The organism is Vagococcus sp. WN80Y (genome assembly GCF_059621045.1).
Genome location: NZ_JCAQHY010000175.1, coordinates 50435 through 74906 on the forward strand (window position 1 = coordinate 50435; position 24472 = coordinate 74906).

The window sequence follows — 24472 nt, forward strand, 5'->3', positions numbered from 1 at the left end:
TAATAAAAGAGTTTTAGCTGTTTTATTTTGCTGAGAATGAGTCAACTTCAAAGAGTGACGCAATTTGCTGCAAATCAGTTTCAAATCGTTGACCCGTGATTGTATCGTAATAAGCAAGAGTATTTTGGTCTAGCTGCTGCGTAAGCGACCGTCGACCGCATCGATTGTAGATGTTCTTATCTTCAATAGTGGTCACTACTAATTGAAACTCATCAACAGAATGCTTGTTTTCTTTTAAAATAATTTCTAAGTCTGAGAAGTGCGCAAAAATGTCAATTGTTTCAAGAATCTCTATTTGAGTTATTTGTTGAAGTTGCTCATTCAAATAGTCTTGTATTTGCTTTGTGGCTTGTGGTGTTGAGTTGATAAAAAGTGCTAAATGGGCTCTTGCTTCTAAATCATGATGGTTGTAGAACTCTGAAAAAATGTTAGTGAGGGTCATGAGTTAAGCTCCTTTTTTATTAGCTTCTAATGATAGTTTATCATGAATTTATTTTTTTTAGGTAGTGATTAACTTGTCTAGTAAGATGGGAAAATGATAGTTAACTGATGATATTAAAGTTAGCAATTTAATTCCTGCCTACTGAATCAAGTAGCATCAACGTAAATCCACCTAAAGAAACACCTATAAACAGTCCAATAATTAACAAAATAGTACTAAAAAAAATAATCCACCTAAAAATAGATTTATTAGCTTTATATTTTCTGGATAAAATAAAGCCCAGTAGAGCAGGTAGTAAAGGTAGTAACAATATACCAAGTGCGAGTAGCGAAATTTTTAATGTAAGAAAACTATCTGATGGATTGATAAAAAACACCCCTTTTTTAATATTCTAACATACTTAATTGCTATAATCTTTATGATAGTCGAATTAGCTAGTTCCTCTGCTACTTAATTTATTAAGGGAGAAAAAGCTGAACAGACCATGAGTGAAAAAATGAAAAGGTTTTGTTGTTCTTTAAGTATGCTACCTCTCATGGTGATAATAATAGTAGAAATTAAAAAAAGACTAGCATCTCACAAAAGAGAATCTAGTCTTTTTCTAATTACTTCATTAGCCTGTGTCTCCATTATGGAGGCGGCGGGAGTCGAACCCGCGTCCAAGCACATCGCCACTTCAATATCTACGTTCATAGTTTAATGCTTAAATTTCGCTTAGAGGTCTGACATTAAACAAACATTGCTCTTCGCTAGTCTGATAATCTCTTCTAAACATTCCAGACGGAAACATTTAGCGTATCCCACTTAGTTTGAGACCCTGATCCAGCACATGGGAGATGCTGGGAGGATCTTCGCCAACTGTTTTTAGGCAGCTAGAGCGAAAGTGTTTTCGTTTTTAGCAGTTATATTTAACTGTAACGTTTTTACGTAGACGTAACCTACGAAACGCAATTCAAGCTCGAACTATACCTGTCGAATCCGTAACGCCCCCTTAAAATAAGGGTGTACGGTGTTGTACTGAATTAGTATAACATAAGTTCAGTAAAAGGGGAAGACAGCGCACTCTGTCTGTTTAATAAATTAAATTATATTGTCTTAATGCACGTAAAATGCCACCCTCAGTATTCTTGGTTGTAACATATGTAGCAATGTCTTTCAGCTCTGGCCTAGCGTTACCCATAGCAATTCTATGATCGCAAGCTTTCAGCAAGTCGATGTCATTGAGCCCATCTCCAAAGCCATAAGTTGGTACGCCCTCTAAGCCTAGTGCTTTGACTAACTCTCTAACACCTTTTCCTTTATTGCCACCATTATTTATTACATCAATTGAATAGGGGCCATTGCGGAAAAAAGTTAGTTCGGGAAACGCCTCCCTGTAATAATCATCATGCTCTTGTCCGATAACTAAAAGCATGTTCAGCGCGCGTTCGCGGTAGAGCTGACTATTGATAGTTGGAAGTGGCGAATGAATATAATTATAGGTGCTTTCAACCATTGGAGTATGGTTTGAAACAGTGATTAAGTCTGGTGTATAAAAGCCAATTTCTTGTCCAAATGCCTGCGTCTGATGATAGAGACGCTCACAGCTCTCTTGTGAGATGATGTCACTGTAAATTTCTTGCCCTTCAAATAGAACGTATTGTCCATTCATCGTAATGAGTGAATCAATTCCGGTTCGTTGGCTAATCTCACGGACTTCAATATTTGTTCGACCAGTGGCGATAACTGGAATAATTTGGTTCTCTTGTAATTCATTCATGGCTTCAATAATTTCGATGGTCACATCTGAGTGTTCATTCAAAAGTGTTCCGTCTAGATCAAAGAATGCTAACCCTTTAACATCTGTCATTAGTATAAATACTCCTTCTATAAATAGTGCCTGATTTAAAATCACTGAAAAATTGCTACTCTTAATATTAGCAAAAAATTAGGTTCAGTGCTAGGTTTTTCACAACGACAGTTTTTGTTTGTTGAAACCTTTGTTAATAGAGTATACTAAAGACACAATTAGGTGGAAATTAGGGAAATGGTTGAAAGCTTTTTGAAAAAGGTGTGAAGCCTGTCATTTAATAAACGTTCTATAGTATAATAAGCGATAAGTGACAGTGAGCGAGAGGAGAGAATAATAATGAAAGTATTAATGATTGAAGATAACGAATCCGTATCAGAAATGATGCAGATGTTTTTTTTAAATGAAAATTGGGATGCAACCTTTAAGTATGATGGTAAAGAGGGGCTAGATGCCTTTCTTGAAGAACCAGACTCTTGGGACATGATTACCCTTGATTTAAATTTACCAACGATGGATGGAGTAGCTGTTTGTCGAGAAATTCGTAAGGTGTCAAGCACGGTGCCGATTATTATGCTGACTGCGCGAGATTCTGAGAGTGACCAAGTAATCGGATTAGAGATGGGAGCCGATGATTATGTGACGAAACCATTCAGTCCACTTACGCTTATTGCTCGAATTAAAGCTCTGCACCGGAGAGCTGAATTAGTTGATGGCACAAGTGGCGATGAGGGGGAAAGTAGTGATTTTGATATCGCGACAGATCATTTTAGAATGAATACAAAAACTAGAGAAGCGTACCTAGATAATGAATTGATTGAAGGTCTGACTCCTAAAGAGTTCGATTTACTTTATACACTTGCGAAAAAACCACGGCAAGTATTTTCCCGTGAACAGCTATTAGAAATGGTCTGGGACTATCAATATTTTGGCGATGAGCGGACGGTCGATGCTCATATCAAAAAATTACGTCAAAAAATTGAAAAAGTTGGCCCACAAGTGATTCAGACCGTTTGGGGTGTCGGCTATAAATTCGACGACTCTGGAGTCGATGTTAAATGAGATATCTCTTTCAGCAAATGATTGCCTTTTGGGCAATCATTTTGACTATCCTAATCGTTGTGGGGGTCTCGTTTACCCAATTTACTAAGCGAACAATGCTGGACAACACTTATGATCAAATGTTTGCTTATGCCAATGCAATTACGGAAAATAGTCAGTTAAATCCTGATAATTTATCAAGTAGTCTGCAATTGACAGAATTGACATTGAAAAATCAAAATATTAATTTCTTTTTTCTGAATGCCGATAAAAAGGTTGAATATCCAGTTGGCAAAGAGGAGCAGAAGGTTAACTTCATAAGCGAGGAGCAATGGAAAAAAGTTCAAAATGAAGAACCTATTTCAACGCCAGTAGAATTTACAATTGGTAAAAAAAAGGTCTCAATGGCAATGATTATTCAGCCTTTATTTATTACCAATAATGACAGGACATCTAGTGAATTTTTTGGTGCTATTGCTGTATTACAGCCAACGAGTAATGTTGAGAAAAGCATGCAGGTTCTGACTGAGAATCTTTTTAAGGCCTTCTTGATTTCTAGTATTATTTCGTTAATAGCGAGTTATATGCTTGCTCAATTTCAGGTTAATCGGATTAATCGCATGAAAAAAGCGACTCGTCAAATTGCTGAGGGGAATTTCGATGTTAATTTGGAAATTAAGAGTAACGATGAACTGGATGAGCTAGCAATTGACTTTAATCGAATGGCTCAAGCGCTTAAGGAATCCAATGAAGAAATTGAGCGCCAAGAAGATCGACGGCGTCAATTTATGGCAGATGCCGCTCATGAGATGCGTACGCCATTAACGACTATTAATGGCTTATTGGAAGGAATTGCTTATAATGCGATTCCTAAGGATCAAGAGGAAAAATGTATCCAATTGATGCGGAATGAAACGACTCGTCTTATTCGTTTAGTTAATGAAAACTTGGATTACGAAAAAATTAGAACCAATCAAATTAGCATGGTGATTCAAAAATTTAGCGCGACAGACACGTTGAAGCAAGTGGTTCAGCAGCTTCAAGGAAAGGCTGAAGCGTCAGGAAACACTTTAACGTTAACGACTGCTGATGAGATTGATGTTTATGCGGATTATGATCGTTTTGTACAGATCATGGTTAATATTATTCAAAATGCGATTCAATTTACTCAGGATGGTACCATAACGGTTTCAGTTGAGCGTGGGTATTTAGAAACGACTGTGAAGATAAGTGACACAGGTATAGGCATGACGGAAGAGGAAGTTCAAAATATCTGGGAGCGGTACTATAAGGTAGATCCTTCAAGGAAAAATACTAAGTACGGCGAGTCAGGCTTAGGCTTGTCAATTGTCCATCAGTTAGTGAAACTACACAAGGGAACAATTGAGGTTGAGAGTCAGAAAGACGTTGGAACTACCTTTGTTGTGACATTTCCTGATGAAGAAGCGCGAGAATTAATTGAGGAACCTAATGAGCCTAGTTAATCAAAAGCTAGCAGACTGTTTATTCGGTCTGTTAGCTTTTTTGGTGAATATGTTGTTGATTTTTGAAATTTCTCTAATGTTATCGCTCTAATTATGTACGTAAGTGATTTTTTTTGATACACTAAGACCAGTAAAGAAGGACGTAAAGGTGGTAAAATGCAAGATAATTATAGTTATCCACTAGATATTGAGTGGACTCAAGATGAGATGTTAGCCGTCATGGCGATGTGGCAAACCTTAGAGGATGCGTATGAAAAGGGGCTGCCTGGGAGTCAATTTTTAGAGGTATACCGACAGTTTAAAGCTGTAGTTAAAAGTATTGGGGAAGAGCGGAAGCTGGGACGAGAGTTTGAAGCAGTTTCAGGCTATTCTTTATATCGTGCTGTACAAGCGGCAAAGGCTGCGCCAGAATCGTTTATTAAAATGAAAGGAGCTTGAGATCATGAGTCAGCAAGAACTGGTTGAAGAAATTAAAGGCTGGGTTTACGAGGCTGGGGAGAGTATTAAAGCTAAATTACGTTCCCCTTTAATCGTTGAAGAGAAGGCCAATAAATCTGATTTAGTTACGAATGTTGATAAAGAGACTGAAGCTTTTTTCGTTGATAAAATTCGTCAGCATTATCCTGAGGATCAAATTTTAGGCGAAGAAGGCTTAGGAGATCAGATTACGGACTTTCGAGGCCGAGTTTGGGTGATTGATCCGATTGATGGGACGTTAAATTTTGTTAAGCAACAGGATAATTTTTGTACGATGATTGCTGTTTATGAAGAGGGTGTCGGTCAGCTAGGTTTCATTTATGAAGTAATGAGAGATGAGCTCCTTTGGGGTGGCAAGGGAATGGGGGTCTTTTTAAATGAGACACGATTGACTGAAACGCCTAATGTTAGTTTAGAGAATGGCTTAATTAGTGTTAATACACACATGTTTTTAACAAATACATACGGCATTCAAGATACTGCAATGAAGGCAATTGGTGTTAGAATGATCGGCTGTGCTGGGATTGGTTTTAAAGAACTAATTAAAGGAAATTTGACAGCGTATATCAGCGACCTGCAACCTTGGGATTATGCTCCAGCTAAAGTACTAATTGAAGAACTAGGACTAAAGATTATTGCATTAAACGGCGAACCCTTAGATCTAAGGCAAAAAGTCCCAATAATTGGAGCGACACTAGCCATGTATCATGAGAGTCAGATACATCAAAACTAGCGGTTTGTCAGCAAATCTTCATTAACTTGTAATTTTTTTCGTTTTCTGAAAACTTTTTATTGTTTTTCATGAGAGTTTTTTGCTATAATGAACAGTCGAGTTAATTTGAGATAGTCGTTTTAGTTGAGTTTTATCCCTATTTCCCACTAATTTTATGGGAACAAGTGATTAAACTTTCCTAGTTAGTCAGAGTGCTTTAGATATAGTGAGGAGAATAAAAACAGTGAAATTAAGAGAAGATATCCGTAACGTTGCCATTATTGCCCACGTTGACCATGGGAAAACAACGATGGTAGATGAATTATTAAAACAATCAGAAACATTAGATGGCCATGCAAGTTTAGAAGAGCGTGCAATGGATTCTAATGATATTGAAAAAGAACGTGGTATTACTATTTTAGCGAAAAATACTGCGGTTAGTTACAAAGGAACAAAAATTAACATTTTAGATACACCAGGCCATGCGGACTTTGGTGGTGAAGTTGAGCGTATCATGAAAATGGTTGATGGTGTGTTACTTGTGGTTGATGCTTATGAAGGGACAATGCCACAAACTCGTTTCGTTTTGAAAAAAGCGTTGGAGCAAAAGTTGATTCCAATTGTTTTAGTTAATAAAATTGATAAACCTTCTGCTCGTCCTGCTGAGGTTATTGATGAGGTTCTTGAGTTGTTTATCGAATTAGGAGCTGATGATGACCAATTAGAATTCCCAGTTATTTATACATCAGGTATTAATGGGACGTCTAGCTTGTCAGAAGATCCTGAGGATCAAGAAGCGTCAATGGATCCAGTATTTGACACTATTATGGAGCATATTCCTGCCCCTGTTGACAATAGCGATGAGCCGTTGCAATTCCAAGTATCTTTATTAGATTACAATGATTATGTAGGCCGTATCGGAATTGGCCGTGTGTTCCGTGGCAAGATAAAAGTTGGGGATCAAGTGTCATTAATGAAACTTGATGGTTCTGCTAAAAACTTCCGCGTAACAAAATTATTTGGTTTTTTCGGCCTAAACAGAGTTGAAATCAATGAAGCAAAAGCAGGTGATTTAATTGCGGTATCTGGAATGGAGGACATCTTCGTTGGAGAGACCGTGACGCCAACTGATCATCAAGATGCCTTGCCAATTCTGCATATTGATGAGCCAACGTTACAAATGACGTTCTTAGTAAATAATTCACCGTTCGCAGGTCGCGAAGGGAAATACGTTACCTCTCGTAAAATTGAAGAACGTTTGCTAAATCAACTTCAAACAGATGTATCTTTAAAAGTTGATTCGACTGAGTCACCAGATGCCTGGATTGTATCTGGTCGTGGAGAACTTCATTTGTCGATCTTGATTGAAAATATGCGTCGTGAGGGCTTTGAATTACAAGTATCACGTCCTAAAGTTATCGTAAAAGAGTTTGATGGTGTTAAATGTGAGCCGTTTGAACGTGTTCAAATCGATACACCAGAAGAGTATATGGGTGGAATTATCGAGTCATTGAGCCAACGTAAAGGTGAAATGCAAGACATGATTCATACAGGAAACGGTCAAATTCGTTTGATATTCTTGGCACCTGCTCGTGGTTTAATTGGGTATACGACCGAGTTTATGTCTATGACACGCGGTTATGGTATTATGCACCACACCTTCGATCAGTATTTACCAATGATTCAAGGGACTATTGGTGGTCGCCATAATGGGGCACTTGTGTCTGTTGATACTGGAAAAGCGACAACTTATAGTATTATGAGTGTTGAAGAGCGTGGAACGGTCTTTGTTGAGCCAGGTACTGAGGTTTATGAAGGAATGGTAGTCGGCGCAAATAGTCGTGAAAATGACTTGGGTGTTAATGTGACGAAAGCTAAACAACAAACTAACGTGCGTTCTGCTAATAAAGACCAAACTAACGTGATTAAGAAACCAAAAGTAATGTCTCTTGAAGAGTCACTAGAATTCTTAAATGATGATGAATATTGTGAAGTAACACCTGAAAGCATTCGCTTGAGAAAACAAATCTTGAATAAGAGCGAACGTGAAAAGGCTGCTAAAAAGAATAAAAAAGCTGAATAAATTAGAAAAAACTCAGAGATTAGAGTGTCTCTGAGTTTTTTTGATGTTTGTTAATCTTGATAAATTTATCACAAAGTGCTGAGGTTCTTTTGTGCTCTTAAAGAAAACGTTTAAATAATCATTGAAGTTCTAAGAGTTGTGACGTATAATATTAAGTGTAATCAAAGGTTTTTACGAATTGTTCCAAAAAAGAACCCTTAATTTGATTTTTTGAACAATCCGAGTAAGAATGTTTAGTTACAAGTAAAAATTGATGGAGGCTCTATTTAATGGAACAAGGTAAAGTGAAATGGTTTAACAATGAAAAAGGTTTTGGATTTATTGAAGTTGATGGCCACGATGACGTATTTGTACATTTTTCAGCTATTCAAGGAGACGGTTTCAAATCGTTAGAAGAAGGCCAAGAAGTTGAGTTTTCAGTAGTTGAAGGCGATAGAGGACCTCAAGCTGCAGAAGTAACTAAACTGTAAAAACATCTTTAATGCACTTATCGAAAAAGTATCTTATCTTAGGGTAAGATACTTTTTTTGCATGATTATTTGTTCTAAATATAAAAATTTTAAATGAGGTTAAAAAAATAAAAAATGAAAAAAGCTTAATTAATCGTTGAAATGTGTTACACTGGCGATAATAGAATTGAAAAGGCTTTATATGTAGCAGCTTGATGTGAAAAAAATTTAGGATGTTCGTTTTTTTGTAGAGGCGAACTTTCAACTAAACTAAGCATTAAAGTGGCTAAAAGATGAGTCAGAGTTAATTCTCAATGGCTAAAAACTGTAGAAAAAAATGAGTTGTGTCGCAAGTGGCGTGACACATTTTAAGAAGCTAAGAGTCTGTCAGTTTGAAGATAGTTGGGATAAGATAAGGGAGTTAAAGGTTAGACAGTTTAGTTAACCAAATAGCAAACGAAAAAGCCTATCTCAACAGTTAAAATTATAGAAGAAAAAAACGAGTTGTGTCACAAGTGACGTGACACATTTTAAGAAGCTAAGAGTCTGTCAGTTTGAAGATTGTTGGGATAAGATAGCAATGGAGTAAAGGGTTAGGCAGTTTGGTTAACGAAATAGCAAACGAAAAAGCCTATCTCAACAGTTAAAATTATAGAAGAAAAAAACGAGTTGTGTCACAAGTGGCGTGACACATTTTAAGAAGTTAAGAGTCTATCAGTTTAAATATTGTTGTGATAAGATAAGCAAGGTAGTAAAGGGTTAGGCAGTTCAGTTAACGAAATAGCAAACGAAAAAGCCTATCTCAACAGTTAAAAATTATAGAAGAAAAAACCGAGTTGTGTCACAAGTGGCGTGACACATTTTTAAGAAGTTAAGAGTCTGTCAGTTTAAAAAAGTTGCGAAAAAATAGCGAAGGAATAAGGCGTTAGACAGTCTGATTGACGAGATAGCAAGTGAAAAAGCTTATCTCAACAGTTAAAAATTATAGAAGAAAAAAACCGAGTCGTGTCACAAGTGGCGTGACACATTTTAAGAAGTTAAGAGTCTGTCAGTTTAAACATTGTTGGGATAAGATAGCAATGGAGTAAATGGTTAGGCAGTTTGGTTAACGAAATAGCAAACGAAAAAGCCTGCTCAACAGTTAAAAATTATAGAAGAAAAAACGAGTCGTGTCACAAGCGGTGTGACATTTTTTAGGCGACATGGTTCAATTAAGTTCAGAGATATTCAATAGAAAAAATGAAGTCATGTCATACTGCATATGACAGGTGTTAGGCTTAATAATGAATTAGTTTATATCGTTTAATTGGATAGACTACAAATTTCTTGTCACTAGAGGACAAGAAATTTTTTTGCGTTGGATTTAGATAATAAAGTAGGGGGAAAAGCTTTTGATACTTTAATACTTTTTTAGGAGATGTTTGGCGTGAAATTTGCTATAATAGAAGAGATTGAAAATGGGGTTGGCAATGATTTTGTCAGCATTTTTTTGATACAGAACAACTAGAGAGGACGTTATTGATGTCAACTAAAGATTCCTTAATAGGTGGAATGAATCCAAAACAAAAAGAGGCAGTTCTTCAAACAGAAGGCCCTTTGTTAATTATGGCGGGGGCTGGGAGTGGTAAGACCCGCGTGCTGACTCACCGTATTGCTTATTTAATTACTGAGAAGGATGTAAATCCTTGGAATATTTTAGCTATTACCTTTACAAATAAGGCAGCTAAAGAAATGAAGGAGCGGGTTAATAGTCTCCTTGAACGTGGTGGAGAAGATGTTTGGGTCTCTACTTTTCACTCAATGTGTGTGCGCATGCTACGTCGAGATGTGGATCATATCGGCTACAATCGTAACTTCACCATCATTGATAGTGGTGAACAGCTGACATTGATGAAACGGATTGTTAAGGAACAAAATATTGATCCTAAGAAATACGATCCGCGTAGCATTATTGGGATGATCAGTAATGCAAAGAATGAATTGCAGACACCTGAAAAATACGCAGAAATGAACAATGGCTTTTTTGAAGCGATTGTAGCCAAGTGCTATGCTGCTTATCAAAAAGAATTGCGTCAAAATCAGTGTATGGATTTTGATGATTTAATTATGTTGACTATTCGTCTATTTAATGAGCACCCAGATACGTTAGAGTACTACCAAAATAAATTCCATTACATTCATGTGGATGAGTACCAAGATACAAACCATGCACAGTACACATTAGTGAATATGTTGGCAGCTCGCTTTAAAAATCTTTGCGTGGTCGGAGATGCAGACCAGAGTATCTATGGTTGGCGTGGGGCGGATATGCAGAATATTTTAGATTTTGAAAAAGATTATCAAAATGCTAAGGTCGTGTTATTGGAGCAAAATTACCGTTCGACTCAGACTATTTTAAAGGCGGCTAATCATGTCATCGAGAATAATAGTCAGCGTCGAGATAAAAAATTATGGACAGACAATCACGAGGGTGAAAAAATCACTTATTACCGTGGCGAAACAGAACGTGGTGAAACTCAATACATCGTGTCGACCATACAAAAGGAAATGATGGAAAATGGTCGTAAATATGGTGATTTTGCCATTTTATACCGTACGAATGCCTTGTCACGGGTCATGGAGGAAATGCTACTTAAATCTAACATTCCCTACAAAATGGTTGGCGGACACAAGTTCTACGATCGGAAAGAAATTAAGGATATTCTGGCTTATTTGAATGTTATCGCCAATCCGATGGACTCACTTAGCTTTGCGCGGGTGGTTAATGAGCCTAAACGTGGGATTGGTAATACGTCTGTTGATAAATTACGGGAGTTTGCTGGAATGCACGAGTGGTCGTTGCTCGAGGCGTCAATCAATGTTGATTTAGCTAATATTTCTGGCAAAGCGGGTAAAGAGTTAGCAGCTTTCGGAGCGATGATTCAAGACTTACAGCAGATGGTACCTTATTTATCTATTACGGAGCTTGTCCAAGAAACCTTGAAACGTAGTGGTTATGAAGAGGATTTGAAACGTCAAAATACACTAGAATCTCAAAATAGATTAGAAAACTTGGAAGAGCTAATTTCGGTAACTCAAGAGTTTGATAAGCAACAAGCAGCAGCGGATGAAGAATTAGAAGATCCAGCTGAAAAGCTGACAATTTTCTTAAATGATCTTGCATTAGTAGCAGATATTGATTCATTGGAAGAAGAAACGTCTCAAGTAACCTTAATGACACTCCATGCTGCTAAAGGATTGGAGTTTCCAGTGGTCTTTTTATTGGGGATGGAAGAGGGGATTTTTCCACTTTCTCGTGCGTTGATGGAGGAAGCGGAGTTGGAAGAGGAACGTCGTCTGGCTTACGTTGGGATTACACGGGCGGAGCAGAAACTCATCATCTCTAATGCTTTTTCGCGGACACTTTATGGCCGTACTCAGTATAATCGACCGTCTCGGTTTGTTGATGAAATTAATCAGGACTTATTAGCAGGAGAGGGCGGTGCGACATCACTTCAAAACCGTCAGGCAACTTCTGTCGGTGCGGCTACTCGTAAACCAGTCTATTCGCAGCCACAGCAAACAAAGGTTTCTAGCAAGGTTGCAACAGGTGGAGATCAAGAAGCGTGGCAGCCAGGTGATAAGGTTCAACATAAGAAATGGGGACCAGGAACAGTGGTTAAAGTTAGTGGTAATGCGAAGGATGTGGAGTTGGATATTGCTTTCCCAGCTCAAGGCATTAAGCGGTTATTAGCGGCGTTTGCCCCAATTGAAAAAATTCAGAAATAAAGTAATAGGATATCGTTAGATTGACAGTGGATTTAAGGAGGAAAGACCGTGAAGCAAGAGGATGCGGTAGTAAGAATAGCAGAGTTACGACAAAACTTAGATAGATGGAACGAGGCTTATAATGATGCAGATCAGCCCTTAGTGGAGGATCATATATTTGATAAGGCCTATGCTGAATTAGTCGCGTTGGAAACGGAGTTCCCGGAGTTAGTGACAGCAGATTCTATCACACAGCGAGTGGGTGGCACAGTTTCTACAGGCTTTACTAAGGTTACCCATGACAGTCCAATGTTAAGTTTAGGAAATGCCTTTAATCGAGATGATTTAGAGGCATTTGATACCCGAATTCGTAAGCTAACGGAAACGCCGATTGAGTATATGTGCGAACTGAAAATTGATGGCTTAGCCATTTCTTTGAAGTATGAGAACGGTCGTTTGATCCAAGGGGCGACCCGTGGTGATGGGCGAATTGGTGAGGAAATTACGGCCAATTTAAAGACAGTTAAATCCATTCCTCATACGTTAACAAGTCCAATGACGATTGAAGTTCGTGGGGAGTGCTATATGCCGAAACAGTCCTTTGCTGAGTTAAATCGTATTCGAGAGGAAAATGGTCATGAAGTTTTTGCCAATCCTCGGAATGCTGCTGCTGGCAGTTTGCGTCAACTAGACACTAAAGTAGTGGCACAGCGCAATTTAAGCACATTCTTATATTCGGTGGCTGATCTAGGTGCATTGCCGGCTACAACTCAAAGTGAGGCATTGGACGAACTTGACACACTTGGCTTAAAGACAAATCATGAGCGACGCATTTGTCATTCGATTGATGAGGTCTGGATGTACATTGAAGAATTTCAAGAAAAACGTCCAACCCTTGATTATGAAATTGATGGAATTGTGATTAAGGTTAATAATTTTGCGGCTCAACGTGAAATTGGGTTTACAGTTAAGGCCCCACGTTGGGCGATAGCCTACAAGTTTCCTGCTGAGGAGGCTGAGACGGTGGTGAATGACATTGAATGGACGATTGGTCGGACAGGAGTGGTGACGCCGACAGCAATTATGACGCCGGTTCGTTTGGCAGGAACGACCGTTGCGCGGGCCAGTTTGCACAATATGGACTTGATTCAAGAGCGTGATATTCGATTAGGTGATACGGTGATGATTCATAAGGCTGGGGATATTATTCCTGAGGTGACCCGAGTTGTACTGGCAAAGAGACTACCTGAAAGTGTTCCTTATGAGGCGCCGACAACTTGTCCAATTTGTGAGAGTGAATTGGTTCATCTTGATGAAGAGGTAGCCTTGCGTTGTATTAATCCGATGTGTCCGGCGCAGATCAAGGAAGGCTTGAGTCATTTTGTTTCTCGCAATGCGATGAATATTGATGGTTTAGGTCCTCGTGTGATTGAGCAGATGTATGATAAAGAGTTAGTGACAGATGTTGCTGACCTATATTCGTTGACAGAGGAGCAGTTGCTAACCCTTGATAAAATTAAAGAAAAATCGGCTCAAAATTTACTGACGGCTATTGCGAATAGTAAAGAAAATTCATTGGAAAAACTTTTATTTGGCTTAGGAATTCGCCATGTTGGTGCGAAAGCTGGTCAAATTTTAGCGGAAAATTTTAAGACGATTGAGGGAGTTATGGCGGCCACTGTGGAAGAAGTTACTCAAATTGATTCTTTGGGGGAAATAATTGCGGATAGTTTAGTCACTTACTTTGAAAAAGCAGAAGTTCATCAATTGATTGCTGAATTACGGGAAGCGGGAGTTAACTTGATGTATCTTGGCGTTACTGCAGATGAGTTAGCTGAGGTTGTTTCGCCGTTTAAGGATAAAACAGTGGTCTTGACGGGAAGTTTGACACATTTCAATCGTAATGAAGCGAAAGCGCGGATTGAAGCCCTAGGTGGTAAGGTGACGGGCAGTGTCTCTAAAAAGACAGATATTGTTGTGGCTGGTGAAGAAGCAGGTAGCAAGCTGACTAAAGCACAAGAGCTAGGTATTGAGGTGTGGAATGAAGCTGAGATGGTTGCCGCAATTGAAGGGAGTACGACGCATGAAGCGTAAAAAAATAATCGTTGGTTTACTTGCGACGGCTTTGTTTTTAGCGGGCTGTGGCAAATTAGAAAAAGGAACGTCCAATATTTCACCTAATCAGGGAAGTAATAATAAGACGGTCACAACAGGGCAAATTGATGAGTCATCTTATCAAGCTCTGCTAGTGGATGGCAAATATAAAACAGGGAAAGCTCGTGGGTTATCCACGAGCACGATGAACAGTAATTATAATTTGGCTAATTTAGAAAAAGGCTTGATGGAGCTATCTAAAAGTGAGTTTCCTGTTAACAATTTTTATTTTCAAGAGGGGCAGTACTTAGGACGAGATGAAATTGTTCAACTGATTAATCGCCAAAGTGACAGTTTTCCGAATGGGCTCAATTCTGCTGATCCAGCAGTTCCAGTCGTTTTCGAGCAAGTGCTAGAGCAAAATTATATCAGCAAGGAAACGGAAAAGATTGGTGGTATTAGTTTGGGGATTGCGCTTAATTCGGTGGATTACAGCGGAGGACAGGCGGTCGACGTTGACCCAACTATGATGGTATCGGAAGGAAAACGGATAGCGGATGTCATCTTGGCAAAGGTCCGTGGAATTGAAGGCCTTGATAAGATACCAGTAACAATTGGTCTGTTTGAACAAACAACTAAAGACAATGTAGGCGGTGGCCATTATTTTGCGAAAGCAACGAGCAAAAATGGCGATAAATTAGGAAATTGGGAGGACATCAACGAAGCATACGTTGTGTTGCCTGCAAAAGAGGGCGAGCAAAATAATGCGACAAATGATGGTTTGTCAAATAAATTTGTTGATTTTAAAAACACAGTCCAAAGCTTTTTCCCTAACTCTAGTGGGACATCTGGAGTGGCAGCTTATCGAAACAATGAGCTTCAAAAATTAACAATCGTGATTGAAACGAAGTATTTTAGTGAGACAGAAATATTGAACTTTACACAGTTTATTTCAACGACAGTCGATACGATTTTTAATATGAATGCTAATATCGAGGTTCAAATAAATACCTTAGAAGGCCCACAAGGCTTTGTAGAAAAGAAAGTCGGCTCGGATAAATCAGTCGGGCATATCTTTAATTAGGCACATAAGAGAGGTCAATCTAGTCTGACTCATCAGAGTGTCTACCTACTTACTGAAACTTGTGGTAAAATGGTTTCATGAAAATGAATGGAAAGAAGGCAACCCATGGCAATTAGTGAAGAACAAATCAAGCATGTAGCAAAACTATCCAAATTGGCTTTTCCTGAGGAAGAGCTACACGGATTTACAGAACAATTAGGAAAAATTATTGAAATGGTTGAGACATTAGGAGAGGTTGAGACTGACGGAGTACCTGTCACGACTAATGTCATTTATAATAAGAGTGTCATGCGTGAGGATGTGGCGGTTCCTGGAACTGATCGCGACTTACTAATGAAAAATGTTCCTGAAAAGGAAGATGGCTACATCAAAGTGCCAGTAATCATTGAGAATGGGGAGGCTGGCGCATAATGACGGCGTTATATAATAAAGATTTAACGGAATTACATGAGCTACTTGTATCGAAAGAGGTAACAGCAAAAGAAGTAACGGCTGCGACATTTGACCGAATTAAAGCGACTGAACCGCAAATTGAGGCTTTTATCACATTGAATGAGGAGCGTGCTTTAGAGCTAGCGGCAGAAGTAGATGCTGCAGGTATTGATAGCTCGAAGCCTTTGGCTGGTTTGCCAATAGGGATAAAAGACAACATCGTTACCAAAGATTTACGGACAACTGCTGCGAGTAAAATGTTGCATAACTTCGACCCAATCTATGATGCAACTGTGATGGAGCAGCTTCAAGTGGCTGGGATGATTCCAGTAGGGAAGCTAAACATGGATGAGTTTGCGATGGGTGGAAGTACGGAAACGTCTTATTTTAAGAAAACAACTAATGCTTGGGATCAGACGAAAGTACCAGGAGGCTCTTCTGGTGGTTCAGCAGCCGCAGTTGCTGCAGGACAGATTGCCGCTTCTTTAGGAAGTGACACTGGCGGAAGTATTCGTCAGCCGGCAGCTTTTAACGGGATTGTTGGAATGAAACCAACCTATGGCCGTGTTTCTCGCTTTGGGTTGATTGCCTTTGCTTCAAGCTTGGATCAAATCGGACCTTTGACTCGCAATGTCAAAGATAATGCCCTTATTTTAAATGCCATTAGTGGCTGGGACAAGCGTGATAGCACGAGTGCGAAGCTTGAGGTTCCTGATTTTACAGCGGGATTAACGGGAGATATTAAAGGCATGAAGATAGCGGTGCCGAAAGAATTTATGACAGAAGGAGTAGCACCAGACATCCGTCAAGCAGTGGAAAAAGCGGTGGCTACTTTTAGAGAATTAGGAGCAACGGTTGATGAGGTTAGCTTGCCTCATTCTAAATATGGGGTTGAGGTTTATTATATTATTGCGTCATCAGAAGCGTCGTCTAACTTGCAGCGCTTTGATGGAATTCGTTATGGGTACCGTTCTGAAAATGTGAAAGATTTAGAGGATGTGTATGTTAATTCTCGTTCTGAAGGATTTGGGTTAGAGGTGAAGCGCCGCATCATGTTAGGAACTTTTTCTTTAAGTGCGGGCTATTACGATGCTTATTTCAAAAAGGCAGGACAGGTCAGAACGTTAATTAAACAAGATTTTGACAAAGTTTTTGCTGATTATGAGTTGATTATTGGTCCAAGTACTCCAACAGTTGCTTATGGCTTAGGAGAAAATATTGAGGACCCGATTACAATGTATACAGCTGATGTATTGACGATTCCAGTGAACTTAGCGGGGCTACCTGGTATGTCAGTGCCATGTGGGTTTTCTGATGGTTTACCAGTTGGGTTACAGTTAATTGGTAAACACTTCGATGAGGCAACGATGTACAAGGCGGCTTATGCTTTTGAACAAGCAACAGATTTCCACAAGCAACAACCAGCTATTTTAGGGGGACAGGCATAATGAACTTTGAAACAGTGATTGGATTAGAAATCCACGTTGAGTTGAAAACAGAGTCTAAAATCTTTTCTTCAGCACCTGCTCATTTTGGTGCGGAGCAAAATACGAATACAAATGTGGTCGATTGGAGCTATCCTGGGGTTTTACCTGTTGCAAATGAGAGGGCAGTTGAATTTGCCATTAAAGCTGCTTTGGCCTTAAATTGTGACATTACTAAAGAAACTCACTTTGATCGTAAAAATTATTTTTATCCAGATAACCCGAAAGCTTACCAAATTTCTCAAGATACACATCCTATTGGTCACGATGGCTGGATTGAGATTGAAGTTGAAGGCAAGAAGAAAAAGATTCGTATTGAGCGTGTCCATCTGGAAGAGGATGCTGGTAAGAACATTCACGGATCGGAAGGTTTTTCTTATGTTGATTTAAACCGTCAAGGGACTCCTTTAATCGAAATCGTGTCGGAAGCTGATATGCGTTCACCAGAGGAAGCTTATGCTTATTTGGAAGCTGTACGTTCAGTCATTCAATTTACAGGCGTCAGTGATGTTAAGATGGAAGAGGGCTCTATGCGTTGTGATGCCAATATTTCGTTACGTCCTTATGGTCAAGATGAGTTTGGGACGAAGGCTGAAATTAAAAACTTAAACTCCCTTAATTTTGTCCGTAAGGGGCTTGCATTTGAAGAGAAACGACAAGCTAAAGTTTTATTATCTGGTGGTAAGATTGAGCAAGAAACTCGTCGCTATGATGATGCAACTGGAGATACTATCTTAATGCGTGTCAAGGAAGGGGCAAGTGATTATCGTTACTTCCCAGAGCCAGATTTACCTATCTTTGAGATTAGTCAAGCGTGGATTGATGAGGTTCGTGAAAGTTTACCAGAGATGCCTAATGTCCGTCGTGCTCGTTATGTGAGTGAACTGGAACTACCAGAATATGATGCGATGGTCTTGACTTTATCGAAAGAAATGTCTGATTTCTTTGAAGCAACCCTAGCAAATGGGGCGGATGCGAAGCAGGCTTCAAACTGGTTGATGGGTGAAGTTTCTGCTTTCTTAAATAGTGAGCATGTGGACTTGCATGAAACTAAGTTAACTCCAACTAACTTGGCGGGAATGATTAATTTGATTGCAGATGGGACTATTAGTTCTAAAATTGCTAAAAAAGTCTTTAAAGAGTTGATTGAAAATGGCGGAGATGCGAAAGAAGTCGTAGAGAAAAAAGGCTTGGTACAATTGTCTGATCCTGCGCAATTATTGCCAATTATCAATGAGATTTTAGATAATAATCAGCAATCAGTTGATGATTTTAAAAATGGGAAAGACCGTGCGGTTGGGTTCTTAGTTGGTCAAATTATGAAAGCGACCAAGGGGAAAGCTAATCCAGGGGTTGTCAATCAATTATTACAAGCAGAATTAGCCAAAAAATAAGCGGTGAGGCTTGGAATTGAGTTGATTGGCGCGCCCATTTCCAGGCAATGGATCACTAAGTAGAAGGAGTACATTTCCGTGAAAGCTAGAGTAATTTATAACCCGACGTCAGGCAAAGAAACGATTAAAAAAAGCTTACCTGATGTCTTGGATATTTTAGAAGGTGCTGGCTATGAAGCCAGTGCTTTTGCCACGACTCCCGAACCAAATTCAGCTCAAAAAGAAGCTGAACGTGCGGCACTTGCAGGGTTTGACCTAATTGTTGCAGCCGGGGGTGATGGTACGATTAATCAAGTCATTAATGGAATTGCGCCTCTTGAAAAACGACCGAAAATGGCCATTCTTCCAGGGGGTACAACCAATGATTATGCGAGAGCTTTGAAAGTGCCACGAGACAATATTGTTGAGGCAGCTCGTGTTATTGCGAAGAAACAAACCATCCGTATGGATATTGGCAAAGCAAATGATACTTATTTTATGAATATCGGCGCTGGTGGTAACTTAACTGAATTAACCTATGAAGTGCCATCTCAGTTAAAGAGTGTTTTTGGTTACTTAGCTTATTTGGTTAAAGGGGCAGAGATGCTGCCGCGAGTCAAGCCAATCAACATGCGATTGGTGTATGATGAGGGGGAGTATGTTGGTAAGGCCTCAATGTTTTTCTTGGGACTGACAAATTCGGTTGGTGGATTTGAGCAAATTGCGCCAAATGCCCAATTAGATGATGGAAAGTTCTCGCTAATAGTGGTAAAGACGGCTAATATTGTGGAAATCATGCATCTTGTTGCCTTGATGATTAACGGTGGGAAGCATGTTAAGGACCCTCGAATCATCTATGCAAAAACCTCAAAGCTTTATGCTGAAACCCTTGATGATGGGGTTCGCATGATGATCAATTTGGATGGGGAGTATGGTGGTGATGCGCCGATGACCTTTACTAATTTACATCAACACATTGAAATGTATGCTAATTTAGATAAAATTCCTGAGGAAGCCGTAACGGGTGATAATCATGATATGTTGGAAGCGTCTGATGCCTTTATTAAGGAAGTTGAGCATTTAACGGATGAAGATATTGACGGTGATGGGAAGATTTCTTAAAGAAAATTAGGAGATAAACAGTGAGCCATCAGTTCTATTAGTCAGACTGATGGCTTTTCTTTGAGTAAATCCGACGATAAAGATTGTGTTTTAGCTGTTTAGCCCTTAGAATAGATAATAGATTAAAAAAGAAAAGAGCAAATAAATGAAAAACTTACCTGTAGAAAAGAATCAAACGATCACTGTGGAAATTATTGATTTGTCACATGAAGGTCTTGGGGTTGCTAAAGTTGATGGCTATCCGTTGTTTATTGAGAATACCTTACCAGGAGAAGAGGCCGAGGTTCTCGTCTTAAAGGCTGACAAGAAATTTGGCTTTGCCAAAGTAATCAATTTAACGAAAAAAAGCCCGAATCGTGTTGAAGCGATTAATGAAACCTTGATTAGAACGGGCATCGCACCTCTACACCATATGACGTATGAGGCGCAATTAGCATTTAAAGAGCAGCAAGTTAAGAATGTCTTTCAGCGTATTGCTAAGATGCCAGATGTTAAGGTTCTACCGATAAAAGGAATGACGAACCCTTTGGAGTACCGTAATAAGGCGCAAATTCCTGTTAGAAAAGTCAATGGCAAGCTTGCGACGGGATTCTTCCGTAAAAATAGCCATGACTTAGTGCCTCTTGAAGATTTTTATATTCAAGATAAAAAGATTGATGAGGCTATCGTGGTTGTTCGTGATGTTATGGAAAAATATGGGGTAAAAGCTTATATCGAAGAAGAGAACACAGGAAATCTTCGTCACATTATTATCCGTCGAGGTCATTATTCACATGAGATGATGGTGGTTTTAGTTACACGTACACCTAAGTTATTTAACTATGAAAAAATGGTACAAGAGATTCATTTAGCTCTACCAGAAGTGGTATCAATTGTACAAAATATCAATCCTGATGCAACAAATGTGATTTTGGGTAAAACTAATAAAACGCTTTTTGGAAAAAATTATATTACCGATCAGTTATTAGGCAAAACTTACCGCATCTCTGCTCAGTCTTTTTATCAAGTTAACACGGTTCAAGCGGAAGTGTTATATCAAACGGCGATTGATTTTGCTCACTTAAAACCAAGTGATACCGTGATTGATGCCTATTGTGGGATTGGGACGATTGGTTTGTCTTTAGCTGATAAGGTGGCTAAGGTTTATGGAATGGAAGTCAATCCTGACGCGATTTCTGATGCCAAAATCAATGCGCAAATGAACGAAGTTACTAATGTGAAATTTGAAGTTGGGAAAGCTGAATATGTTATGCCAGCGTGGCTAGATGCTGAGGAGAAGATCGTAGCAGATGTTTTAATTGTTGATCCGCCTCGTAAAGGTTTGGCTGAAAGCTTTATTGAAACGGCTATTAAAATGGAGCCTAAAAGAATCGTCTATGTTTCTTGTAATCCAGCGAGTTTAGCTCGGGATTGCCAATTGTTTGCCGAGCATGGTTATGTAGTTAAGCAAGCTCAACCGGTTGACATGTTCCCACAAACACCACACGTTGAAGTGGTTGCGGAACTTGTCAAAAAATAAATGATAAATTAATAGTAAAATGGGGGTGAGACAAGGGTCTTATCCTCTTTTTTTGAATAAGAGCTGCTATTTACTGAATAATTATTCGCTAATAGTTTGGGATTTTCGAAGGGAAAATCGAGAATTCTCCCTTTATTTTTTGTTCATTATTTTACGAACTTGTTCAGATTGTTAAATGAAATTAGCTGATAGTAAATTATAATTAAAAAAATAGAGGTGTCAATTTTTTGGTCTTATGCTAAGAGAATGAGTAGTACCGGAAATTGTTAACAAATCTGTTTCGAAAAGCTTATTGTGGTGGGAGTTAGAGCGTAAGTGATTGGCGTAGTTACGGATAAAAAGTAAGACATTTCAGAAATGTGACATTGATATGAATTTTTTGACATGATTATCAGATTTTACAAACCTATACTAAATAGACTAACTTTTGAGCTGTTCATTAATACGTTGAATAAAAAGTTATGAGTGAGAGTATGGGTTTATTTTTATTGATAATGATGGAGGAGAGAGTATGAGAAAGTGTCTACCAGTAATTGCGTTACTAGTTTTGATGCTACAAAGTCTATTAATTCCAGTCGTAGCGGTGGCGGAAATCTTAGGGACTGAGTCAGCTAATACAGTGGAGTTGCATGACTTGAGAGGAGAATTGGTAGATGATGAGCAGCTAGCAGTTAATCAGGAACGACCGCTAAATCCTGCCACTAGTTATTGGCTAAAAGTGACGGGAGCTGTTCAAAAAAACTTTGATGAGGAAGGAACTCTTAATTTCACATTAAGTCCAACTATTCAAGTGCTGACAGAAACAACGGTTTTGGCTAATTCAGAGGGACAGAACATCGGGAACGTTTTGATTAGGGGACAAAACGTGGCCATTCATTTGTTACCTGAGTTGACTGGCAGTCAGCTGATCGAGTTTGAGTTGCCAGTTAGATATACTGGCGGCGCTAAAGTCGCTGATCAATTTAAGCTTGTTAGTTCATTAGGTGAGCAAGTTATTGATTTTCCGATTTTACAAGAGGAATTGTCAGAATCGACGACTGAAACGACCAATCAAACAGAGGAAACAACATCGACTAGTCAAGGGGCTCAAGAAGTTGTAGAAAAGCCAAAGAAGAGTCAAATCAGTGCTAGAGCAAGTCGGGTTATCGCAAACAATATTTTTGATCGTGTTGCCATAGAGATCACTCCTGATCCGCTAAAGCCGACGATAACGTCGGAAATCATTGTTAAGTATCAGTGGTCGTTGTCAGAGGCATTGCGAGAAATGATGCAGGCGGGAGATACCTATGTGTTTCACTTACCACCAGAATTAAAGGTGACGGCGGCGGCTATTGACAAGGATTTAACAAATGCTGCTGGGGCAGTTATTGCTCGATATACGGTTACGACTGATGGAAAAGTAGTCTTCACGTTTACAGAGGAAGTGGAGAAACTAGAAAATATCTCTGGTGATTTTTGGTTTAAAACGTCTTTTAATGACAAAATTATTACAACACCAGAAGAGATTGAGTTGATTTTTCCAGTTAAAGGAAAAGATGAGGTAATTACGGTTCCCATTAATTCTTCTGCCGAGGAAGGACTTGAAAAGAAAGGGAGATTGGATAAAGTTTTAAACCCAACGACGATTAGTTGGGATGTCTACGTCAATAAAACTAAAGCCAAGCTAGTTGATTTAAAAGTAACGGATCAGTTACCAGCTGGCTTAACACTATCAGGGATTAAGGTTTATGAAGTAGCGGTTAATCTGGCTGGTGAGGTGACGAATGAGTCGGTTAGAGAACTTTCTTCGTCGGAGTATCAGGTGTCTGGGACAGAGGTTTTATTTCCTGGTGAAACGACTAAAGCTTATCGAATTGTTTATGAAACAGCTATTAATGACGGGCAAAAGCCAATTCTTGGTGGTGAGTTAAAATTTGCGAATGGGGTTACTAGTACAACTAAAACGGGGAAGACTTTAACCGCTTCGGCAGAGGTTGTGGCTAGCTATGGTAAATTATTAGAAAAAGAAAAGCCTATCTATCATCCCGCAGATCATTCGTTTGATTGGACCGTTAAGTATAACTATGGTGAAAAGAAGATTAAACAGGCAGAGGCTTATCTTGAGGATACTTTTTCCTCGAATATGGTTCTGGTTGATGAGTCGGTTCGACTGTATAAAATGATGGCTCAAGCAAATGGTCAGTATGTGCCGGGGGAACAGCTGGTGTTGAATCGCGATTACACCTTGATCCCTGTTAATAATGGGTTCCGCGTTGTCTTTTTGACAGAGGTTGATAAGGCGATTAAGCTGACTTATCAGACGAAAATAAAAGATGGCATCATCATTGATGATACTCAACAGCCTGTTAGTAATAGTATTCATACGGTTGATGAGGTGAAGTCTAGTACGAGAGGAACGACGACTAAACAGGGGCTTATAAAACGTTTTGTAGGGGTTGATTATGATAAGCAGACGCTGTCTTGGGGAATGACGGTAAATGCTAATCGGTATGAGATGAAAAATTGGGAGTTGGTGGATACTTTTCCTAATAAGGGGCTGACTTTTTTACGTGATAGTTTTATTATGACGGATAAAGAAGGGAAGCAATTAAAAGAGGGAACGGATTATGAATTACAAGTGACCGAACCTAAGGAAGGGTTCAAAGTTAAGTTAATAGGCAATTATTTAACCACAGATCAATCTTTTAGTCTTAACTATCAAACAGCTTTTGATAAAAGAGAATTGAGTAAGGAAAATGTAGCTTTTATCAATTATGCTAAAGCAACTTGGCAAGATAAAACAGGGGAGACTAAGACAAATACTTCTCAGGATCAGTTTAAGCCAAAAGCAGAAACCTATGCCAATGGTAGCAAGTACGGCTCATATAATGCCGTTACGAAAGAAATTACGTGGACGATTAATGCTAATTTTAATCGGGATTCATTAAAGAAAGGACGTATTGTAGACCCTATCCGAGGTAATCAACAATACATCCCTGATTCTGCAAAGTTATATTCTTATACAGTTTCTTCTGACGGCAAAATCAAAGAGCTGAAGGAAATAACTCCCATTAATATTATCTTACAAACAAAAGAAAATGTTAAGACATTAAGCTTAGATTTACCAGAAAATAGTGAAAAAGTCGGGTATCGATAGGTCT

17 protein-coding genes and 1 other RNA gene are annotated in these 24472 nt (G+C 39.0%); 15 read left to right on the forward strand and 3 right to left on the reverse strand.

Going from position 1 to position 24472, the window contains the following annotated elements:
* Positions 1–22: 22 nt before the first annotated feature.
* The 3 genes from AC5KOD_RS21415 to AC5KOD_RS21425 all read right to left on the reverse strand — a co-directional run bounded on the left by AC5KOD_RS21415 (position 23) and on the right by AC5KOD_RS21425 (position 2291).
* On the reverse strand, positions 23–442 hold the full coding sequence (locus tag AC5KOD_RS21415; protein ID WP_496916626.1) for a hypothetical protein: 420 nt from the start codon (positions 440–442) through the stop codon (positions 23–25).
* 629 nt (positions 443–1071) lie between these two features.
* Positions 1072–1433: a transfer-messenger RNA gene (gene ssrA / locus AC5KOD_RS21420) on the reverse strand.
* Between the two features lie 81 nt (positions 1434–1514).
* Positions 1515–2291: a Cof-type HAD-IIB family hydrolase gene (locus AC5KOD_RS21425; protein ID WP_496916627.1), complete on the reverse strand. Its 777-nt coding sequence runs from the start codon at positions 2289–2291 to the stop codon at positions 1515–1517.
* Positions 2292–2570: 279 nt separating this feature from the next.
* Here AC5KOD_RS21425 and AC5KOD_RS21430 point away from each other — a divergent pair, with 279 nt between their 5' ends.
* The 15 genes from AC5KOD_RS21430 (at position 2571) to AC5KOD_RS21500 (ending at position 24468) form a co-directional block, all read left to right on the forward strand.
* Positions 2571–3293 carry a winged helix-turn-helix domain-containing protein gene (locus tag AC5KOD_RS21430; protein ID WP_496916628.1) on the forward strand — a complete coding sequence of 241 codons (723 nt, stop codon included), beginning with the start codon at positions 2571–2573 and terminating at the stop codon, positions 3291–3293.
* Positions 3290–4756, forward strand: coding sequence for an ATP-binding protein (locus tag AC5KOD_RS21435; protein WP_496916629.1), 1467 nt, complete (start codon positions 3290–3292; stop codon positions 4754–4756). The genes AC5KOD_RS21430 and AC5KOD_RS21435 overlap by 4 nt, the downstream gene beginning before the upstream one ends.
* A 156-nt stretch (positions 4757–4912) precedes the next feature.
* Positions 4913–5194, forward strand: a complete 282-nt coding sequence (locus tag AC5KOD_RS21440) for a UPF0223 family protein (protein WP_496916630.1) — start codon at positions 4913–4915, stop codon at positions 5192–5194.
* A 4-nt stretch (positions 5195–5198) separates the two neighbouring features.
* Positions 5199–5966 carry an inositol monophosphatase family protein gene (locus tag AC5KOD_RS21445; RefSeq protein ID WP_496916631.1) on the forward strand — a complete coding sequence of 256 codons (768 nt, stop codon included), beginning with the start codon at positions 5199–5201 and terminating at the stop codon, positions 5964–5966.
* A gap of 223 nt (positions 5967–6189) precedes the next feature.
* Positions 6190–8028 carry a translational GTPase TypA gene (gene typA, locus AC5KOD_RS21450; protein WP_496916632.1) on the forward strand — a complete coding sequence of 613 codons (1839 nt, stop codon included), beginning with the start codon at positions 6190–6192 and terminating at the stop codon, positions 8026–8028.
* Positions 8029–8297: 269 nt separating this feature from the next.
* Positions 8298–8498: a cold-shock protein gene (locus AC5KOD_RS21455; protein WP_496916633.1), complete on the forward strand. Its 201-nt coding sequence runs from the start codon at positions 8298–8300 to the stop codon at positions 8496–8498.
* Between the two features lie 1530 nt (positions 8499–10028).
* Positions 10029–12245, forward strand: a complete 2217-nt coding sequence (gene pcrA, locus AC5KOD_RS21460) for a DNA helicase PcrA (protein WP_496916783.1) — start codon at positions 10029–10031, stop codon at positions 12243–12245.
* A gap of 48 nt (positions 12246–12293) precedes the next feature.
* On the forward strand, positions 12294–14318 hold the full coding sequence (ligA, locus tag AC5KOD_RS21465; protein ID WP_496916634.1) for an NAD-dependent DNA ligase LigA: 2025 nt from the start codon (positions 12294–12296) through the stop codon (positions 14316–14318).
* Complete coding sequence (locus tag AC5KOD_RS21470) at positions 14308–15402, forward strand: CamS family sex pheromone protein (RefSeq protein WP_496916635.1); 1095 nt, start codon at positions 14308–14310, stop codon at positions 15400–15402. The genes ligA and AC5KOD_RS21470 overlap by 11 nt, the downstream gene beginning before the upstream one ends.
* A 105-nt stretch (positions 15403–15507) precedes the next feature.
* Positions 15508–15813, forward strand: a complete 306-nt coding sequence (gene gatC, locus AC5KOD_RS21475) for an Asp-tRNA(Asn)/Glu-tRNA(Gln) amidotransferase subunit GatC (RefSeq protein ID WP_496916636.1) — start codon at positions 15508–15510, stop codon at positions 15811–15813.
* The gene (gatA, locus tag AC5KOD_RS21480) at positions 15813–17282 is read left to right on the forward strand and encodes an Asp-tRNA(Asn)/Glu-tRNA(Gln) amidotransferase subunit GatA (protein ID WP_496916637.1); all 1470 of its coding nucleotides are present in this window, start codon (positions 15813–15815) and stop codon (positions 17280–17282) included. The genes gatC and gatA overlap by 1 nt, the downstream gene beginning before the upstream one ends.
* Positions 17282–18712, forward strand: coding sequence for an Asp-tRNA(Asn)/Glu-tRNA(Gln) amidotransferase subunit GatB (gene gatB, locus AC5KOD_RS21485; protein ID WP_496916638.1), 1431 nt, complete (start codon positions 17282–17284; stop codon positions 18710–18712). Before gatA ends, gatB begins: the two co-directional genes overlap by 1 nt.
* A gap of 78 nt (positions 18713–18790) precedes the next feature.
* A complete protein-coding gene (locus tag AC5KOD_RS21490) occupies positions 18791–19813 on the forward strand; it encodes a diacylglycerol kinase (RefSeq protein ID WP_496916639.1) in 1023 nt (340 codons plus the stop codon).
* A 145-nt stretch (positions 19814–19958) separates the two neighbouring features.
* Positions 19959–21332, forward strand: coding sequence for a 23S rRNA (uracil(1939)-C(5))-methyltransferase RlmD (gene rlmD / locus AC5KOD_RS21495; protein ID WP_496916640.1), 1374 nt, complete (start codon positions 19959–19961; stop codon positions 21330–21332).
* A 511-nt stretch (positions 21333–21843) separates the two neighbouring features.
* Positions 21844–24468 (forward strand): collagen binding domain-containing protein, encoded by a 2625-nt coding sequence (locus AC5KOD_RS21500; protein WP_496916641.1) that lies wholly within the window; start codon positions 21844–21846, stop codon positions 24466–24468.
* The last annotated feature ends 4 nt before the right edge of the window (positions 24469–24472 follow it).

Bases quoted from the DNA above. Each gene is read 5' to 3' on its own strand.
- gatA (WP_496916637.1), top strand. From the start codon at position 15,813: ATGACGGCGTTATATAATAAAGATTTAACGGAATTACATGAGCTACTT.
- rlmD (WP_496916640.1), top strand. From the start codon at position 19,959: ATGAAAAACTTACCTGTAGAAAAGAATCAAACGATCACTGTGGAAATT.
- AC5KOD_RS21455 (WP_496916633.1), top strand. From the start codon at position 8,298: ATGGAACAAGGTAAAGTGAAATGGTTTAACAATGAAAAAGGTTTTGGA.
- pcrA (WP_496916783.1), top strand. From the start codon at position 10,029: ATGAATCCAAAACAAAAAGAGGCAGTTCTTCAAACAGAAGGCCCTTTG.
- AC5KOD_RS21430 (WP_496916628.1), top strand. From the start codon at position 2,571: ATGAAAGTATTAATGATTGAAGATAACGAATCCGTATCAGAAATGATG.
- AC5KOD_RS21470 (WP_496916635.1), top strand. From the start codon at position 14,308: ATGAAGCGTAAAAAAATAATCGTTGGTTTACTTGCGACGGCTTTGTTT.
- gatC (WP_496916636.1), top strand. From the start codon at position 15,508: ATGGCAATTAGTGAAGAACAAATCAAGCATGTAGCAAAACTATCCAAA.
- gatB (WP_496916638.1), top strand. From the start codon at position 17,282: ATGAACTTTGAAACAGTGATTGGATTAGAAATCCACGTTGAGTTGAAA.
- AC5KOD_RS21445 (WP_496916631.1), top strand. From the start codon at position 5,199: ATGAGTCAGCAAGAACTGGTTGAAGAAATTAAAGGCTGGGTTTACGAG.
- AC5KOD_RS21415 (WP_496916626.1), bottom strand. From the start codon at position 442: ATGACCCTCACTAACATTTTTTCAGAGTTCTACAACCATCATGATTTA.
- AC5KOD_RS21425 (WP_496916627.1), bottom strand. From the start codon at position 2,291: ATGACAGATGTTAAAGGGTTAGCATTCTTTGATCTAGACGGAACACTT.
- AC5KOD_RS21435 (WP_496916629.1), top strand. From the start codon at position 3,290: ATGAGATATCTCTTTCAGCAAATGATTGCCTTTTGGGCAATCATTTTG.
- AC5KOD_RS21440 (WP_496916630.1), top strand. From the start codon at position 4,913: ATGCAAGATAATTATAGTTATCCACTAGATATTGAGTGGACTCAAGAT.
- AC5KOD_RS21500 (WP_496916641.1), top strand. From the start codon at position 21,844: ATGAGAAAGTGTCTACCAGTAATTGCGTTACTAGTTTTGATGCTACAA.